The organism is Phocaeicola sp. RTP21198st1_B8_RTP21198_201120 (genome assembly GCF_040929485.1).
Classification (GTDB): Bacteria; Bacteroidota; Bacteroidia; order Bacteroidales; family Bacteroidaceae; genus Phocaeicola; species Phocaeicola dorei.
The window spans coordinates 163340-181224 of sequence record NZ_JBCOCI010000002.1; the positions used below are offsets into that span (position 1 = coordinate 163340).

Sequence of the window (17885 nt, forward strand, 5' to 3'; positions counted from 1 at the left end):
AACTTATCAATCAGAGAACAACAATGAATCAGAATATCTTTTTACTGGGCTTATTTTTTCCTCTTCTTTGTAACTGTTCGGCACCGGCTGAACAAACAGACACGACCAATGGGGGGATCTTCCTGACAGACAGTTTGAAACAAGTAGTGGCCATTGATACTGTAAGTATACAGGAGGTCACGATGGAACTTACCCTGAACGGTCGTGTTACTTTCAACCAAGAACAGGTGGCACGGGTGTATCCCATATTCGGGGGGACGGTGACGGAAGTCCATGCGGAAACGGGAGATTATGTGCAAAAAGGTGAGGTTCTGGCCGTAATCCGTAGCGGGGAAGTGGCCGACTATGAGAAACAGCAGAAAGATGCTGCCCAACAAGTGCTTACCGCCCGGCGTGCCATGGATGCGACTCAGGACATGTATGTTTCGGGCATAGCTTCGGAGCGCGATATGCTCCAGGCAAAGCAAGAACTGGCCGCAGCCGAGGCGGAGGATAAAAGGGTGAAGGAAGTTTTCTCCATTTATCATCTGTTGGGTAATTCCATTTATCAAGTGAAGTCTCCGGTAGCGGGATTTATTGTCAATAAAAACATCAGCAAAGATATGCAGATACGTTCAGACCAGAGTGAGGAATTATTTACTGTATCGGGGTTGGAGAATGTCTGGGTGATGGCCGATGTCTATGAAAGTGATATCAGCAAAGTATGTGCAGGAGACAGGGTGGAGATTACTACACTGGCTTATCGGAACAGGAGTTTCGGAGGCACTATAGACAAAGTGTATCAGGTGCTGAATGACGAGAGTAAAACGATGAGCGTGCGCATAAAATTGCAAAATAAGGATTATCTGCTGAAGCCGGGTATGTTTACCAATGTAAAGGTGACTTGCAAGGCATCCGAGGAACGGATGGCACGGATAGACCCTCATTCGCTGGTTTTTGAGAATGGGAAGAATTATGTGGTAGCGGTAGACGGCGACGGCAGTCTTCAGGTGAAAGAGGTGGAGATTTACAAGCGGTCGGATAAGGAATGCTATCTCCGTTCCGGTGTTACCGGAGGCGATAAGATTCTTAACAAAAATGTTCTGTTGGTTTATAATGCTTTGAATGACGATTCTAAATAGAAGGAAAGTATGCATAAGTTTATTGATAATATAGTAGCTTTTTCACTGAAAAATAAATTTTTTATATTTTTCTGTACCACGATAGCGGTCATTGCAGGGGCGATATCTTTCAAACATACACCTGTAGATGCTTTTCCCGATGTGACGAACACGAAAGTGACCATAATCACCCAGTGGCCGGGGAGAAGTGCGGAAGAGGTGGAGAAATTCATCACTATCCCTGTTGAAATAGCGATGAATCCTGTTCAGAAGAAGACTGATATCCGTTCTACCACTCTTTTCGGTCTGTCTGTTATCAATGTGATGTTTGAGGACGATGTCGATGATTTCACAGCTCGCCAGCAGGTGTATAACTTGTTGAATGATGCTGATTTACCGGAAGGGGTCACTCCTGAAGTACAGCCGCTTTATGGCCCGACGGGAGAGATTTACCGCTACACTTTGCGCAGTGGCAAGCGTGATGTGCGCGAATTGAAAACAATTCAGGACTGGGTGATAGACCGCAATCTCCGTGCTGTGCCGGGTGTGGCTGATATTGTGAGTTTCGGTGGCGAGGTAAAGACTTTCGAAGTCAGTGTGAATCCCCATCAACTGATAAATTACGGTATTACTTCATTGGAACTGTATGATGCTATTGCAAAGAGTAATATCAATGTCGGAGGAGATGTGATTACTAAGAGCTCACAGGCCTATGTGGTGCGTGGAATCGGATTAATCAATGATTTGGAGGAAATCCGGAATATTGTAGTGAAGAATATCAACGGTACGCCTGTATTGGTCCGTCATTTGGCGGATGTGCACGAATCCTGTTTGCCCAGACTGGGACAAGTAGGACGCATGGAGGAAGATGATGTGGTGCAAGGCATTATCGTCATGCGGAAAGGAGAAAATCCGGGTGAGGTGATTGCTGCCTTGAAGCATAAAATAGCAGAACTGAATACAGGGATTCTGCCCGAAGATGTGGAGATTGTTCCATTCTATGACCGTGAGAACTTAGTCAATCTGGCTGTTCATACGGTGACTCATAATCTTATTGAGGGTATATTGTTAGTTACGTTTATCGTTTTAATTTTTATGGCGGATTGGCGGACGACAGTGATTGTCGGCATCGTGATTCCGTTGGCGCTGCTCTTTGCCTTTATCTGCCTTAGAGCGATGGGAATGTCTGCTAATCTGCTTTCTATGGGAGCGATAGATTTCGGCATCATCATTGATGGCGCCGTGGTGATGGTAGAAGGGGTTTTTGTGGCGCTGGACAGAAAAGCGTACGAGGTGGGAATGCCTGCGTTCAACCGGATGTCGAAAATGGGGCTTATCCGGAGCACTGCCAAAGATAAGGCGAAAGCGGTGTTCTTCTCCAAATTGATTATTATCACAGCGTTGGTGCCTATATTCTCTTTTCAGAAAGTGGAAGGAAAGATGTTCTCTCCGTTGGCATATACATTGGGATTCGCACTGCTGGGGGCTTTGATCTTCACTTTGACACTGGTTCCTGTCCTGTCTTCTATGTTGCTGAAACGTGATGTCCGTGAGAGGAATAACTGTATCGTCCGTTTTATCAATGAAAAAGCTTCGTTGCTGTTCGACCGGTTTCATGCCCGTCGCAGTCTCACTATCGGACTCTCTACGGTGGTGGCGGTTTTCGGATTGTGGCTTTTTACTGTCTTGGGAACGGAGTTTCTTCCTCAGCTGAATGAAGGTTCCATTTATGTACGCGCCACGCTTCCGCAAAGCATCGCTTTGGATGAATCGGTGGAGCTGGCCAACACCATGCGTCGTAAACTGATGGCTTATCCCGAAGTGAGACAAGTGATGTCCCAAACCGGACGACCGAATGACGGAACAGATGCGACCGGTTTCTATAATATTGAATTTCATGTAGACATCTATCCCGAGAAAGAATGGGAGAGCAAACTGACCAAACTGGAACTGATTGATAAGATGCAGCAGGATTTATCCATTTATCCGGGCATCGACTTCAACTTCTCACAGCCTATATCGGATAATGTGGAGGAGGCGGCATCGGGGGTAAAGGGCTCTATTGCGGTGAAAGTGTTCGGCAAGGACTTATATGAGTCACAGAAACTTGCCGTACAGATTGATAAGATTTTGGGGACTGTGGAAGGTATTGAAGATTTGGGAGTAATCCGTAACATCGGCCAGCCTGAACTGCGTATCGAACTGGATGAACAGAAACTGGCACGATACGGGGTAGCGAAAGAAGATGTGCAGTCCATCATCGAGATGGCTATCGGCGGAAAATCGGCCTCTTTACTTTATGAAGATGAACGGAAGTTCAATATTATGGTGCGTTATAATCCGGAATTCCGTCAGAACGAAGATCAGATAGGCAAGATATTGGTTCCGGCCAGCGATGGAGCCATGATACCTGTCAAGGAATTGGCGGATATCCGTACCATTACAGGACCCTTACTTATTTTCAGGGACAACCACACTCGTTTCTGTGCGGTCAAATTCTCCGTGCGGGGACGGGACATGGGAACGGCGGTGGCAGAGGCACAAAAGAAAGTAAATGCCGCGATCCATCTTCCTGAAGGATATTCTTTGAAATGGACGGGAGATTTTGAGAACCAGCAACGGGCGTCCAAGCGTTTGGCCCAGGTGGTTCCTGTGAGTATCGCTATTATCTTTGTCATTCTGTTTGTACTTTTTTCGAATGCCAGAGATGCAGGACTGGTGCTGCTGAATGTACCTTTTGCAGCCGTGGGAGGTATTGCCGCATTGTTGCTGACGGGATTTAATTTCTCAATTTCTGCGGGGATCGGTTTCATTGCTTTATTCGGTATCTGTATTCAGAATGGGGTGATTATGATTTCGGATATCAAGCATAATCTGCATACACGGCTATCCTTGCCGGATGCGGTGAAAACAGGAATGCGCTCGCGTATCCGTTCCATTGTAATGACGGCGGCCATGGCGGCTATCGGGTTGATGCCTGCTGCCATGAGTCATGGCATAGGTTCCGAATCACAGCGCCCGCTAGCTATTGTTATTATTGGCGGTTTGATAGGAGCCACTTTTTTTGCCTTGTTCGTATTTCCGCTGATTGTGGAGTGGGTTTATAGCAAGATGTTGTATGATAAAGAAGGTAATCTGCTGCAAAGAAAATTATAATGATGTATATTTGCAACCGACAGAAAAACAGATTTGTTTATGGCAAAAATAATATTGGTAGAGGATGAGATAAATATTGCCTCGTTCATTGAAAGAGGGCTTCGTGAGTTCGGTCACGAGGTCTCTGTGGTGTACGATGGTAATGCGGGATGGGAACTGCTTCAGAATGAGTCTTTTGATTTGTTGATATTGGATATCATTATGCCGGGTATGAACGGATTGGAACTGTGCCGCATGTACCGGCAGCGTTTCGGCTATCACTCTCCTGTTGTTATGCTGACGGCGCTTGGAACTACAGACGATATTGTGAAAGGACTGGATGCCGGAGCGGATGATTATCTGGTGAAACCGTTTAGCTTTCAGGAACTCGAGGCGCGTATCAAGGCTTTGCTCCGCCGGAGTAAGGAGGTTCCTGTACAGCAATTGGTTTGTGGGGATTTGATTTTGGACTGTACGTTGCGGCGTGCTCGCCGGGGAAACATGGATATTGATCTTACGGTAAAGGAATATCGGTTATTAGAGTATTTTTTGTTGCATCAAAGGGCGGTGCTTTCCCGGCTTACGCTATTACGTGATGTGTGGGATAAGAATTTTGACACCAATACGAATGTAGTGGATGTATATGTGAATTATTTGCGCGCCAAAATAGATAAAGGTTTTGAGGACAAGTTGATACATACAGTGGTGGGTGTGGGCTATATGATGACTGATTGAAAAGTATCTTTAGGATATAGAGAAACTTAAAAGAAAGGATAGACATGAAGATTGGACCTAAAATAGCTTTGTTTTATTCCCTCATTACGATGTGTGCCATTATCATGGTGATGAGCGTGTTCTATTTGTTCAGCTCTCGCTATATCAACCGTCTGTATGAGTCTTATTTGCGGGAGAAGGCATTTATCACTGCTCAGAAATATTGGGAAAAAGATGAAGTTGACGAACAGAGCTATCGGTTAATCCAGCAGAAATATGATGAGCTGCTGCCGCAAGCAAGGGAAGTATTATTGAATATGGACACGTTGGCACACGTCAAGGACACGTTGGGAAAATATCTCAATGCCAGTCAGCAGGAAAGACTTTTTCATGGTGACGGTACTCCGGTGACTTTTAAATATAAGAAAGAATTGGGTGCGGCTCTCTATTATCCGGATAATGAAGGATATTTTATTGTCTTTGTCTTCTCTGAAAACACTTATGGCAAGGAGATACAGGAGCATATTTTGCTACTTTCGGTTACTCTCGTTGTCATCAGTTCTATTTTTATTTTTTTTATCGGGCGTGTTTATTCTAACCGGATTCTTACTCCCCTGCAACATATCTTGAAAGAATTGAAGCGTATTCGCGCCAATAACCTGAATGTACGTCTGAGAAGCTATGGGAACAAGGATGAGCTGGATCAGCTGATTGTGTCACTGAATGGGATGCTGGATCGTATTGACACAGCGTTTAAATCCGAGAAATCATTTGTCAGCAACGCTTCCCATGAATTGAACAACCCGCTTACTGCTATTCAGGGGGAGTGCGAAATAGCCCTTCTGAAAGAGCGTAGCACTTCGGAATATATGGATTCTTTGGAACGTATCTCGGTAGAGAGCAAACGTATTTCTCTGCTGATAAAGTCTTTGCTGTTTTTATCCCGTCAGGATAAGGATATTCTAGCAAATACGGTAGAGGATGTTTGCCTGCCTCGGATGCTGAGGGAGCAGTATGCCGGCCGTCCTCGTATTCGTCTGTCTTCCACACTTAGGGAGGAGAATGACTTTATTGTCCGTGCCAATCCTTATTTATTGGGAATAGCCCTTCAGAATGTAGTGGATAATGCCTGTAAATATTCGGATAAGGATGTGGAAATCAGCTTGTTCGAAAAGGAGGGCCGGAGAGTGGTGGAAATCAGGGACCAGGGTATTGGTATTCCTCAAGAAGAGGTAGAATTGATTTTTCAATCTTTCTATCGTGCTAGTAATACACGTTCTTACAAGGGGCAAGGCATCGGGCTAAGCCTTTCTTTGAAAATTATATCTACTTACGGCGGCCAAATGGGAATCCATTCGGAAGAGGGACATTTTACCACCGTAAGTATAACTTTTCCTCTGTCCCTAGCCGAAGAATAAATAACAGATAAGAATAGCCGCAATCACTCCGGCCAAATCGGCCAGTAGTCCGCAAGGAACGGCGTGGCGTGTCCTCACTACTCCTACGCTACCGAAATATACTGCCAGGATATAAAAGGTAGTGTCTGTGGAACCTTGAAAGATACAGGCCAGTCTGCCTACGAAAGAATCGGGACCGTATGTAGTCATGGCATCCACCATCAATCCGCGTGCTCCGCTTCCACTCAATGGTTTCATCAGTGCTGTGGGGAGTGCTCCTACGAAATCACTGTCGATACCGCATAGCTTTACGGCTCTGTCAATGCCGTCAATCAAATAGTCCATCGCACCCGATGCACGGAAGACACCGATGCCTACCAGTATGGCTACCAGGTAAGGAATGATGCGTATGGCAGTGTTGAATCCTTCTTTGGCCCCTTCAACAAAGGAGTCGTAGACATTGATTTTTTTTCTGATCCCTGCTACAATGAAGCCGATGATGATAAGAAATAGAAAGACATTGGCAAAGGTAGTGGAGTAAATATCTATCTGGTTTCGTGACAAGGTATTGAAGAAATAAATAATTCCTGCTACCAGCAAACTCATTCCCCCTAAGAAGAAGAGGATGGTACGGTTAAACAGGTTGATTCTCTGATAAATGCTTACAGCGACAATACCTGCCAAGGTAGAGAAGAAGGTTGCCAGCAGGATGGGGACAAATATGTCTGTAGGTTGGGCAGCACCTAGTTGAGCGCGATATACCATGATGCTGATAGGAATCAGAGTCAGCCCCGAAGTATTCAGTACCAGGAACATAATCATGGGATTACTGGCAGTATCTTTCTTGGGGTTCAGTTCTTGCAGGCCCTCCATTGCTTTCAGTCCTAAGGGAGTGGCGGCATTATCTAGTCCCAGCATATTGGCTGCCAGATTCATAAAGATGCTACCTGTCACAGGATGTCCTTTGGGGATATCGGGAAAAAGTTTACTGAACAGAGGTCCCAGCAATCGGGAAAACAGAGCGATGACTCCGCCTTGTTCGCCTATTCTCATGATACCCAGCCAAAGGGAAAGGACACCGGTCAGTCCCAGTGAAATTTCAAATGCAGTTTTGGAAGAACTGAAAGTAGAGTTGATAATTTCGGGAAACACTTGTGTGTCGCCAAGGAAAACGAGTCGCATCAACGCTACTACGAAGGCTATCAGAAAAAAGGCTATCCAAATGTAGTTCAGAACCATATCGCTAGTTTTATTAGTAATAACTCGGACAAAAGTAGTCAATTTATTCGTTTTTGAATTAGAAAAGATTCAATTCTCTTATTTTTATTTCCAATCTTTGTTTGAACACGATAGCAAAATAGTATGAAATGATTTTAAGAGCAAACTACTCTCTCATTTGATTATTTCGATGAACGGGACGAGAAGGAAGCGTTTAAGCGATTCTCGCGAGTTTGAAGAATATCAAAAAGAGTAAAAAGACGTTTGATGGTTTGCTATTTGTCGGGTATATAAAGAAAAATGTTCTTTATGGATTTAAATATGCTTTGAAATGGATACTAATGAGATGTAAAATAACTCTTGAAATAAGTCTGTTCTAGAAGAAACGGATAATATAAGAATCGAAATAGTTAGGAAAAAGAGTTTTGTTGATCGGATCTGATAATAAAAGGTTATATTTGTGCAAATATGTAGTGTGAATTCTGTAGTAGAAGGAGGGCATTGATGTAATAACAAGTAATATGGGAGAATATATGATGAAAACCGAGGAAATAAAAGATTAGTTCAAGCAGTTTGAAAGTATCGTTTGTGATTATCATGGAGTAGAGTGTTGGAGTGCACGCGAGTTGTATTCCTTATTGGGTTATACCCAGTGGAGAAACTTTGAGGCTATCATCAATAAAGCGAAAGCTGCTTGCACGAATGCAGGTGAAGATGTGACCTATCATTTTGCTGACGTCAGCAAAATGATAAGTTTACCTAAAGGTGCAGAAAGAGAGATAGATGATATCTATCTTACCCGTTATGCCTGTTATTTGACTGCTCAAAATGGTGATGCGCGTAAACCGGCTATAGCTTTTGCTCAAAACTACTTTGCTGTTCAGACAAGGCGTGCAGAATTGGTGGAACAACATCTGTTGGATTATGAGCGGGTTCAAGCACGGACTAAATTGACTGAAACGGAAAAGCTGTTATCGGGTGTGTTTTATGAACGCGGAGTAGATAGTAAAGGTTTTGCCATTATCCGTTCAAAAGGAGATAAAGCCTTGTTTCGTCTTGACACAGCGTTGCTAAAATGTAAACTTGGTGCGCCCCACAGTCGTCCGCTGGTCGATTTCTTACCAACCATCAGCATTAAGGCAAAAGATTTTGCTGCTGAGATGACTTCTATTAACGTACAACAAAAAGATCTTTATGGACAGTCATCAATTGAAAAAGAACATATTGAGAATAATACGGCTGTTCGGAATATGATGGGGTAAGCCGAGGAATCTATCCGGAACAATTGCCTGCAGGCGAAGATTTAAAGAAAGTAGAACACCGTTTGAAATCAGAAGAAAAGAAAATAACTAAGAAATAATGAAGGAACCGCTTGAGGAGAAACTATAAATGGGCTGAAACGGTTTGCTCACTTTCACATGCTTCAGTAAATAATTCTTGTGATGTCTGGTTAGGCAAAATAGAACTTTTAGCCATATACTCTTTATTATTGGCATAAATAAAGAGTACGCTTCCCCCTTTTATCGTATTGATAATAGGTTTGGTCAGTGCCTGTGGCAAAGCCGGACAACCGAAACTCCGTCCTAATCTACCCGATTTGCAAACGGATGGATTGGCGTATGCGGCGCCATGAACCACAATGGCACGTTCACGGGCCCGGTCATTTATGCCTTTTTCCAGCCCGTCTAATAAAAGAGAGTATCCGTTTTTACCTTGATATGTGTTTCCGGTAAGATAGAAGCCGAGGGAACTTTTATAAGAGCCGACTTCGTTGGAGAAAGAGGTAGCATAGTTCTCACCGCTGTTTTTTCCATGAGAGACCACTGATGAGTATAGCATCTTTTTCTGTTCCATATCAAAGACAAACAAACGTTTTTCGGTAGAGGGTTTGGTGAAATCAATCAATGTCAGTATGGATTTGCTTTTTTGTTTAATCAAGTTGTATCCTGCCACAGCCTGTCGGAATGCCAGGAAATTGACCACCCCTCCCAATTGCATATCTTCAAATAATTGTTCGCCGTCCATTTTTTGAGGTGTAGGGACAGATGTAGCAACTTTCTTTTCGGGTGTAGCCGTCCGGGTCGATACATTGCTCGACGGAAAGAGGAATAGGAACAGGAGTAAAAAAGTTTTTTGCATGCGTATGGAAAAACTGGATAACGGGTGCAAAGTTACGCACATTTCTATTCCAAAACAAATATAATCGTCTCATTAACAGGTGCCCATTCGAAAATAAACTTGGCATGAGAGGTGGCATTTCTTACACACATATGTGAGCGGGGGATGGTACCCAACGTATAACTGTATTCTATGATCCCTGTTGCCGGCGCATTGGTGGGCACTCCGTGGATATAACCACCATTATTGAAACGACTGGCGTAAGGTGCAAAACCACCGGTGGCGGCAGAACCGTCTTTTAGAAAAATCATTTTAGTCTTTTTCTCTTGTAGAACGAACATACCCAATGGAGTTTCTTGGGCGTATGGAGGACGATGTTGTCCTGTTGTAGCAGGATTCATGCTACGTATCAGCCAGCAGCCCTTTTCTTTCCGTTCCAAAGTAGTTATATTCTGATTATGGCGGTCTATAAAAATAGCTTTGTTGAACACTACGCTGTCGGGAATCAGTTTTATATATTTTGCCGGAGCATACCATTCACCACCTATAAAGACAGGTTCTACTTTGGTAAATTTTCCTTCCTCACCTAGGTGACGGGTAAGAAGTCCATCTAGTCCGTAGCGTTTGGCAGTAAGGGTGTCATCTGTTAGGAAAAGAGGAATTCCCTGATAGCGTTCCACTCCCAATGTGTCGGCTATCCGTTTGTATGCGTCTCTTTTAAAATTTTTCACTAAAGGTGCTTCTCCGTTCCGGTTTTTATAATTCTGTAAGATACACCATTGTGTCGGCTTTCTCTGGATGTTCTCCAACAGCGCCAGTCGTTCCTTTATTTTTTCCCATTGGAAATGACGGGTGGTGTCTTTATAAGGATAGGTATCCTCCAAAGTATGTTTATCATACAGCAGTTCCTTGTCAAGCCTGATGTCTTCGGGTTTGATATCTTTTTCTACAATTTCGGCAATGGCTTCTGTCACAGTATTGTGTACCTCTGTTATCACTTCCTTAATTTCACTATTTGCTTTCGAGGTACATGAGCAGATTGTACAGAAACCAGTCAATAAATATATGAATTCTATTCTTTTCATCATAGACACAGGTTTATGGCTTTCTTCTACAAATATAATTCTTTAAAAGGAATAAACATGCGTTTTTGTTTTTAAATGCAGTGAAAAATTCCTGTTTCTTTGAACAATCTCCCCTATTGCAGACCTTATAAAAGACCGCTGGGAATAATCGCTTATCTTGGCTTGAGGTTTTTACAGAAAAAAAGAATCAACTTAAAAACAAGTATTATGGTGGAATCAACTAGAGTAAGAAGTAAAAGATTATCCTTTTCAGGTAAGAAGACACTGTCTTCCTTTATGCAAGTGAATATTGCCAGTCTGAGACAATCGGGAAAATTGCGTACCAGTGAGACGTATAGAGCTACACTGAACAGTTTTATGAAATTTATGGATGGCAAGGATGTTCTGTTGAGCAATATGGATGCCGAGTTGATGATGGGGTATGAAACTTATTTAAAGGCGCAGGGAGCAAGTATGAACACCGTTTCTTTTTATATGCGTATTTTGCGTGCAACGTATAATCGTGCAGTAGATAAAGGGGTGATCAGACAGCGTTTTCCTTTTAAGCATGTCTATACGGGAGTGGAAAAAACGGTGAAGCGGGCTATTTCTTTTAAAGTAATCAGACAACTGAAGGAGATGGATTTAAGTCACTCTCAGTCAATGGAGTTTGCGCGTGATATGTTTATGTTCAGTTTTTATACTCGGGGAATGTCATTTGTGGACATGGCTTTTCTTAAAAAAACAGATTTAAATAATGGTATGCTGACTTATAGGAGAAAGAAAACCGGTCAGTTGCTTTCCATCAGATGGGAGAAATGTATGCAGGATATAGTGGATAAATATCCTGGAAACTTCTCGACTTATCTTCTTCCTATTATAATTCATATCAGAAAAGATGAAAGATTACAATATAAAAATTCCATCTGCTTGGTAAACAGAAGGCTAAAAGAAATAGGAAAAAAGTTAGGGCTTGTTCATCCTCTGACTATGTATGTGGCGCGCCATTCATGGGCCAGTGTTGCCAGAGGCAAACATATTCCTCTTTCTGTAATAAGTGAAGGAATGGGACATGATTCGGAAAAAACGACTTTGATTTATCTGGCAGCATTGGATACCACCGTGATAGACAAAGCGAATATGGTGGTGCTGAGAGAATTCTTGTGATAATAGGGTAAAGATATTGTTTCTTGTCAAAAAGAGGATATCATATCACAGGGTATCCTCCATTTGACGGGACCAGTGTGTCCAGTGTTTTTTCAATAAATTAGTGTTTGTTCTTTCTAAAGATGATAGCAATTTCTGATGTGGCTGAGTTGAATATGCTTGTTGCAAGGTCGGAACAGCATGATCTCTTTATGTTATCTTTTGTCAGAAGATGCTGTTATAGTAAAGGAAAATCGGATTACAGATAGATCCTGAAAGAATTGCCATAAACCATCATGCTGTTTTCGTCCACCCATTTGTTGTGAAAAAAATATCAGTTCCCAAATATTCAGGATTTTTCCGTAATATGATGATTGTCATAGGTTTGTTTTTATATGAATTATAGTTGATACAACTATATTTTAGTGGATAAACTTGAATAAAAGAAAAGGCAAAGTTTACCTAGATTTTATTCTTTGATTTTGGAGATAATCCTCTTATTACAAGTACTTTATACAAAAAACACCAAGTTAAAATATTGTATATCTCTTATTAAGAGATATATATTTTGTCGCAAATTTAAGCAAAGTTTTGAGAATTAGAACAATTTAGCGAGGAAATTTAATAATTGATTCAAAAAAAACGTTTTTTGAATACAAGATTTAGTCTTCTGAAGTATTCTTATATTAATATAGTTCGTTGATTTATAGTGTGTTATGTGTGCGTAACATATCTCTTAATAAGAGATCTATCGTATAACTGATGACATGCTATATAATAATGTATAGTTGTGAAGATGTTGAAGTGAAGATTAAAAGTAAATAAAAATATGGACTATCTATTCTTGAGACGACACAGACGGACTGCTACTTCGAAGAGGCAGAAAAACCTGCTTCTTAAGGCTGCTGAACGCCAGTGGGAACTACAGTTCGCCAACAAGGGGGCTGAAGGGAGAAAGGTGGATTGTACCCTATATAAATGTATATTGTACAACCTTGAAATAAAGCAAGTCTTTTTGGATTCGGAGCTTTCTTTGAAAAAGTTTAGCGTAATGATAGACACCAACCAAACTTACCTATCGAATGTGGTAAACAAGTATTTCAACTGCAATTTGAAGGAGTTGTTGAATACCTACCGTGTGGAATATGCTAAAGAGTTACTCCATGCTGGGAAATGTTCATTAGAGGAACTCCCACAGCGATGTGGTTTTGCCTCTAGAAGTGCTTTTTATGCCTCTTTTAGTAAAATAGTCGGAATGTCTCCTTTGCGCTTTCTAGCTCGTGAACAGAATAATTCGCTCTTAGAATCAATGATTTATGTATAATCAATTTTAGTTTTTTAAATTTATAAATTTAAAGTTTTTCTATTATGAACAAAAAGTTTTTAAGTGCAATCCTGTTCGGTGCCTTAATGGTGACCTCGACAGGAACATTTGTATCTTGTAAGGACTATGATGATGACATCGACAGCTTAAACGAGAAAGTGGATAAGCTGACTAAAGATTTGTCTGAATTACAGGCCGCAGCTGGAAAATATGTCACAGCTGTCAAGTATGATGCGGCAACAGGTAAGTTGACTGTTACCGGCGGTAACGGTGAAACTTTCCAACTTCCGATGCCTGCTGAACTTCCCACTTACTCTTTGAAAGTTGTAGATGGTAAGATACAGTTGTTAGATGGTGACAAGGTCGTTTCTGAAGCAACCCTGCCTACAACTGATGTTCCTGCGACATTTGATCCTACTTTGTTGAAGTGGAACAATGGCTATCTGTATTATGGAGATGTAAAAATCTCAGGTGTAGAGAAACCTCAAAGCGTTGGTTCTATTACAGAAGTGAAAGATGAAGAAACTGGTGAGGTGATTGGTTATGTCATTGAACTAGATGGCAAATCTGCTACATTCTCTGTCGTAACTGATTTGAAAGCTTTGGTATTTGAACCGGAACTGTACTATCAGGGTATTGAAGCAATTGCTGTAAAATCATTTGTTTACAAGGCTTTGACTGCTACAGATGTAAATGCAGATGCTGATAATAAAGATGATGCTCCTGTAAAAGAAACTGTAACAACTGAGGTCACTCCTGAATTATCTGCTACATACCACATGAACCCATCTACAGCTGATGTTCGTAATTTGGTTAAAGAAGATTTGAAATTCTTGGCTTACGATAAAGAATATGCTCGTGCTGCCGATGGAGTGGTAGTTCCAGAGATTTCTAAGGTTGAACCTAAAAATGGTGAGTTGACTGTTTGGGCTAAGTTGACTGAAGGAACTATTAAAGATATTGTGAATGACAACAAAGTAACAGTTTTGGCTTTACAGGCCAATTATTTGAATGGTGATAACAAACGCTCGGTTATCACTTCTGATTATGCTGCAGTTAAGGCTGTTAAGATTACAGATTTAGTTTTGAATAATGCAAAAGTTGCCGGTGAAAATCATTTGGCTGTTAAAGCTGCCGATGCTATCCAAAATGCTCCTGAAGTAAAAGTAGCTTGGGATGAAACAGTTGATTTGGCAGAATATGTTCAGACTCATTATGGTGCAGGTGATGCTCATACTAAGTGGGATGAAAATGCAGCGTCTGGTACAGTAGAAAAAGCCGGCTTCAGCTATTCTTATGAATTGGTAGGTTATATTGATGGTAGTAACAAAACTTCTCAAAGTGCACATGCCGCATTGAAAGGCTCTGTTTTGAGACCTCAGTTGCCGAAAGATGGTAAAGCTGCTGAATGGGGAGCTACAGAACAAAATCAAGCTACTGTAGGGCGTATGCCGTTGGTTCGTGTATTCTTGAATGATAATAACTCTAAGAAGAAAGTAGCTGTAGGTTACTTGAAGGTGGAAATTACAGGTGCTCCTGCTGAAGACCGTATTACTGCGACAACAGAATATACATTCAATGAAGAATTTACATTGAGCTGTAGAACAGAGGATTGGGTTCAGGAGGTAACTTGGTTCCAGATTGAAGAACAAATTTTGGCTCAGCTGAATATCTCTAAGGAAGATTTCGAAAGAAGTTATATCTATGACGGACCGATGATTCAATATAGTGAAGCAACTTTGGATGCTATGCCTTTGACTAAACTGTCTACTAAGGTTGAACAAACTGAGGCTGATGTTGAAGGTACAATGACTGAAGTTTTGCAATGGACTATTCCTGCAAACTATGCTTATGAATATTTCAGTGCAAATGCTTCAATGAAGGCTATTGTTCGTTACACCAAAGAGAACAAAGACATTCAGGGCAATGTTATTTCTAACGATTATGTATATGTAACATTGACTTGGACTCCTAATCCTCGTAATGTAACCCCGACTGGTACTTTGGCAAATTCTGATAAGACTAAACAAATCTGGTTTGCTAGCAATTCTAATGAAGGAGGTTCAGGCTATGATGAAATCCATGTAAACACTGAAGTTCCTGCTGCAACAGGTCATGATATCATGCGCTTTAATAAATTCATTTTGGATACCTTTAATGGTCATGATGTTACAATTTCTGAAATAGCTTCTGTTTATACAGACTTTGCAGATGCTGAACTGACTAAGACTTTCAGATTTGTTGATCCGAAGGATGCTAAAATGACTGGTGTATCTGGAACAATTTATACACTGAGTGTAAACGCTGATCGTACTCAGTTGTTAGCTAGTACTCCAACTATTGCAAATACAGTCATTGCGACTATTACTGATGCTGTAGATAATAATGGAGAAGATCTTATCGCATTGGCTAACAATGATATTGCTAAAGATTTGTTGAATGTTGCCGGTCGTGATGCATTGGCTGACAACCTGACTGCTAGACTTTCTGTTGAAACAGTAAATGAATGTGGCAAGTCATTGAATGCGGTAGCAAACAATGAATTCGACGTTAAGTTCTTGCGTCCTATCACTGTAGAAGCTGATAAGATGGATAACTTTAAGGATGGTGTAGACGTTGGTGCAGAAGGTTCTAAGATTGATCTTAAGTTGGCATTCACTGACTGGAGAAATGAAGCATTCAAGATTGCTCCGATTAACTATTATACATATTATGGTGTTAAATCAGTTACTATTGATACAAAGGAGGCTGAGACTACCATAAATGGTAAATATGAACCGATCCCTGCCAATTTACAGGTTAAATACGATGGTGTTACTACAGAAGAAATTGCCAAGGGCAACTTTGGTACATTGACTTATATCAACAATAAAGTTGAAGTAGGTGAGTTTGATATCAAACTTCCTGTAGTAGTTGAATATGCGTGGGGTACAGTAAAATTTGATATTGTATGTCATGTAGCTAAGACTGTAGGATAAACTGAGTGAGTAACTCTATTTATAATAAACTTGAAGAAAAGAGTGCTTTCGGGCACTCTTTTTTTCTCTTTACATTATAGTACGTATGAGAAAAACTAATTTGTTGATTCTTGGGCTTGCTTCAATACTCATTGTTTCGTGTGGTCAGGGTGGTAAGAAAGAGGAAAGAGACGATCCATCTACTGTAAAACAAACTATGGCTTTGAGTAAGAAAGATACTATAAAGGTATTGGAACTTACTAATCAGTTTATGACCGCAGTAAAGGAGCAGCGATATGCTGATGCAGCTATTATGCTGCACGAAACGAAAGCGGATGATCCTTTTGCTCAGCCGGAACTTTTGGATAATACTCAGTTAAAGAGTGTGTTGCATAGGCTGAAAGCTTTCCCGATATACGATTATAGCATTACTGACTATATTTTTAAAGAAGCTCTTGATAATGAAGTCCGTTGTAAGGTGATTTTGTTTCCCAAAAATGATGAGAAAGATACACGTCCCAATACTACTACCTGGTATTTTAAGCCGGTTCGTTTTCTAGGGGAGTGGAAGCTTTGTTTTAGAAGCAGTACACAGGGGGATCGTACTTTTGACGCTTCCAATTAAAAATGCTATTGTGAGGAATTAAAGATAGTTTAGGTAAATATCTTCTAAATATGCAGGTGCTGATTTAAAATTAGTACCTGTTTTTTTATGCATAATAAAGATGCACTGTCTATAGAATACAAAAACTTTTTTCTCTTTTCATCCACTTCAAAAGAACCTTTTCTATCTTTGTGCAGATTTGCGTGTAACGAATTGCTTATTTCCATCTTTTATTTATCGGGAAATATCCGTCATTCATCGGGGAAAGAACGTGCATTTATAGAAATACTCTTTCTGTATTGCCTTCATTTGATGAACTTTGTGACCGTAATCCTCGATTATCAATCATTAAAAGAAAGAACAATGAAAACAAAACAAAAAATTCAGTTCAACAGAGGACATGCGTCTGTAAAGTACTTGATGGCATTTCTCTTTATCGCCTGCGGAGGACTCCTTTTGGCACGTAATATGCAATGGATCACAGTTCCCGTTTATGACCTGCTGGTATCCTGGCAGGCAGTTGTGGCAGTAGTCGGCGTTTATTCATTGGTACGTCGTCATTTAGTGTTCGGACTGATATTACTGGGTATCAGTGTCTACTACTTGAATGATCAGCTCAGCGCTTTGTGTGGTACGGATATGCAGGCATTTATGCTGCCTGCTATTCTGATTCTGATAGGAATTGTCACTGTTTTTAGTCATGGTGGGAAATCTAGAAACCATGGGTACGGTCGAACTCCGGAAGAATTTAAAACGATGAATTATACCTCGGCAGATGGCTTTTTGCATTCGGAGAATGCTTTCAGCGGAGTCCGTCAGGTCATATTGGATGAAATGTTGAAGGGGGGGAGTATTCAGACCCGCTTTGGCGGCAGCATCATTGACATGCGACGTACGGACATTCCCGTAGGAGAGACACCGTTGGATGTAGATTGTAAATTTGGGGGCATTGAACTCTATGTGCCTGCGGACTGGACCATAAAATGTCTTTGCAGCACATTCATGGGCGGTTATGAGGACAAACGTTGGGAGAGAGAGGAAAATCCTCAAAAGGTGCTGGTGATAAGGGGGACTCTTTCGTGGAGTGGCTTGGTCGTTAAAAATTAAG

At 41.2% G+C, this 17885-nt stretch carries 13 protein-coding genes; 10 read left to right on the forward strand and 3 right to left on the reverse strand.

Translation table 11 applies throughout. From position 1 onward, the window contains the following. The first annotated feature begins 23 nt into the window (after positions 1-23). The 4 genes from AB5935_RS02100 to AB5935_RS02115 are packed head-to-tail and all read left to right on the forward strand — an operon-like array spanning position 24 to position 6367. The gene (locus AB5935_RS02100; protein WP_008674560.1) at positions 24-1121 is read left to right on the forward strand and encodes an efflux RND transporter periplasmic adaptor subunit; all 1098 of its coding nucleotides are present in this window, start codon (positions 24-26) and stop codon (positions 1119-1121) included. Positions 1122-1130: 9 nt separating this feature from the next. Next, positions 1131-4256 carry an efflux RND transporter permease subunit gene (locus AB5935_RS02105; RefSeq protein WP_038608414.1) on the forward strand — a complete coding sequence of 1042 codons (3126 nt, stop codon included), beginning with the start codon at positions 1131-1133 and terminating at the stop codon, positions 4254-4256. Positions 4257-4295: 39 nt separating this feature from the next. Beyond that, complete coding sequence (locus AB5935_RS02110) at positions 4296-4970, forward strand: response regulator transcription factor (RefSeq protein ID WP_007834324.1); 675 nt, start codon at positions 4296-4298, stop codon at positions 4968-4970. 44 nt (positions 4971-5014) lie between these two features. Then, complete coding sequence (locus tag AB5935_RS02115; protein ID WP_007841736.1) at positions 5015-6367, forward strand: sensor histidine kinase; 1353 nt, start codon at positions 5015-5017, stop codon at positions 6365-6367. Here AB5935_RS02115 and AB5935_RS02120 read toward each other — a convergent pair. After that, on the reverse strand, positions 6353-7585 hold the full coding sequence (locus AB5935_RS02120) for a nucleoside recognition domain-containing protein (RefSeq protein ID WP_007841737.1): 1233 nt from the start codon (positions 7583-7585) through the stop codon (positions 6353-6355). The genes AB5935_RS02115 and AB5935_RS02120 overlap by 15 nt on opposite strands. Before the next feature lie 605 nt (positions 7586-8190). Between AB5935_RS02120 and dinD the strand changes: the two genes are divergently transcribed. Next, positions 8191-8826: a DNA damage-inducible protein D gene (dinD, locus tag AB5935_RS02125; RefSeq protein ID WP_007847754.1), complete on the forward strand. Its 636-nt coding sequence runs from the start codon at positions 8191-8193 to the stop codon at positions 8824-8826. A 121-nt stretch (positions 8827-8947) separates the two neighbouring features. Here dinD and AB5935_RS02130 read toward each other — a convergent pair whose 3' ends face one another. Continuing rightward, positions 8948-9745 (reverse strand): murein L,D-transpeptidase catalytic domain family protein, encoded by a 798-nt coding sequence (locus AB5935_RS02130; RefSeq protein ID WP_007847751.1) that lies wholly within the window; start codon positions 9743-9745, stop codon positions 8948-8950. Positions 9746-9747: 2 nt separating this feature from the next. After that, a complete protein-coding gene (locus AB5935_RS02135; RefSeq protein WP_007841740.1) occupies positions 9748-10767 on the reverse strand; it encodes a L,D-transpeptidase in 1020 nt (339 codons plus the stop codon). A gap of 207 nt (positions 10768-10974) precedes the next feature. Here AB5935_RS02135 and AB5935_RS02140 point away from each other — a divergent pair, with 207 nt between their 5' ends. From AB5935_RS02140 to AB5935_RS02160, 5 genes are all read left to right on the forward strand, one after another. Further along, positions 10975-11913: a tyrosine-type recombinase/integrase gene (locus AB5935_RS02140; RefSeq protein ID WP_007847748.1), complete on the forward strand. Its 939-nt coding sequence runs from the start codon at positions 10975-10977 to the stop codon at positions 11911-11913. Positions 11914-12721: 808 nt separating this feature from the next. Beyond that, complete coding sequence (locus tag AB5935_RS02145) at positions 12722-13216, forward strand: helix-turn-helix domain-containing protein (RefSeq protein WP_007834345.1); 495 nt, start codon at positions 12722-12724, stop codon at positions 13214-13216. A 44-nt stretch (positions 13217-13260) separates the two neighbouring features. Then, entirely contained in the window at positions 13261-16194 is a 2934-nt protein-coding gene (locus tag AB5935_RS02150; RefSeq protein WP_038608417.1) for a hypothetical protein, read from the forward strand. An 85-nt stretch (positions 16195-16279) separates the two neighbouring features. Further along, the gene (locus tag AB5935_RS02155; RefSeq protein WP_007841743.1) at positions 16280-16798 is read left to right on the forward strand and encodes a hypothetical protein; all 519 of its coding nucleotides are present in this window, start codon (positions 16280-16282) and stop codon (positions 16796-16798) included. A gap of 342 nt (positions 16799-17140) precedes the next feature. After that, positions 17141-17884, forward strand: a complete 744-nt coding sequence (locus AB5935_RS02160; protein ID WP_038612149.1) for a LiaF transmembrane domain-containing protein — start codon at positions 17141-17143, stop codon at positions 17882-17884. Position 17885: the final 1 nt, after the last annotated feature.

Excerpts from the sequence above, each read along its gene's own strand:
- AB5935_RS02100 (WP_008674560.1), top strand. The coding sequence starts at position 24 with ATGAATCAGAATATCTTTTTACTGGGCTTATTTTTTCCTCTTCTTTGT.
- AB5935_RS02105 (WP_038608414.1), top strand. The coding sequence starts at position 1,131 with ATGCATAAGTTTATTGATAATATAGTAGCTTTTTCACTGAAAAATAAA.
- AB5935_RS02110 (WP_007834324.1), top strand. The coding sequence starts at position 4,296 with ATGGCAAAAATAATATTGGTAGAGGATGAGATAAATATTGCCTCGTTC.
- AB5935_RS02115 (WP_007841736.1), top strand. The coding sequence starts at position 5,015 with ATGAAGATTGGACCTAAAATAGCTTTGTTTTATTCCCTCATTACGATG.
- AB5935_RS02120 (WP_007841737.1), bottom strand. The coding sequence starts at position 7,585 with ATGGTTCTGAACTACATTTGGATAGCCTTTTTTCTGATAGCCTTCGTA.
- AB5935_RS02130 (WP_007847751.1), bottom strand. The coding sequence starts at position 9,745 with ATGTGCGTAACTTTGCACCCGTTATCCAGTTTTTCCATACGCATGCAA.
- AB5935_RS02135 (WP_007841740.1), bottom strand. The coding sequence starts at position 10,767 with ATGAAAAGAATAGAATTCATATATTTATTGACTGGTTTCTGTACAATC.
- AB5935_RS02140 (WP_007847748.1), top strand. The coding sequence starts at position 10,975 with ATGGTGGAATCAACTAGAGTAAGAAGTAAAAGATTATCCTTTTCAGGT.
- AB5935_RS02145 (WP_007834345.1), top strand. The coding sequence starts at position 12,722 with ATGGACTATCTATTCTTGAGACGACACAGACGGACTGCTACTTCGAAG.
- AB5935_RS02150 (WP_038608417.1), top strand. The coding sequence starts at position 13,261 with ATGAACAAAAAGTTTTTAAGTGCAATCCTGTTCGGTGCCTTAATGGTG.
- AB5935_RS02155 (WP_007841743.1), top strand. The coding sequence starts at position 16,280 with ATGAGAAAAACTAATTTGTTGATTCTTGGGCTTGCTTCAATACTCATT.
- AB5935_RS02160 (WP_038612149.1), top strand. The coding sequence starts at position 17,141 with ATGAAAACAAAACAAAAAATTCAGTTCAACAGAGGACATGCGTCTGTA.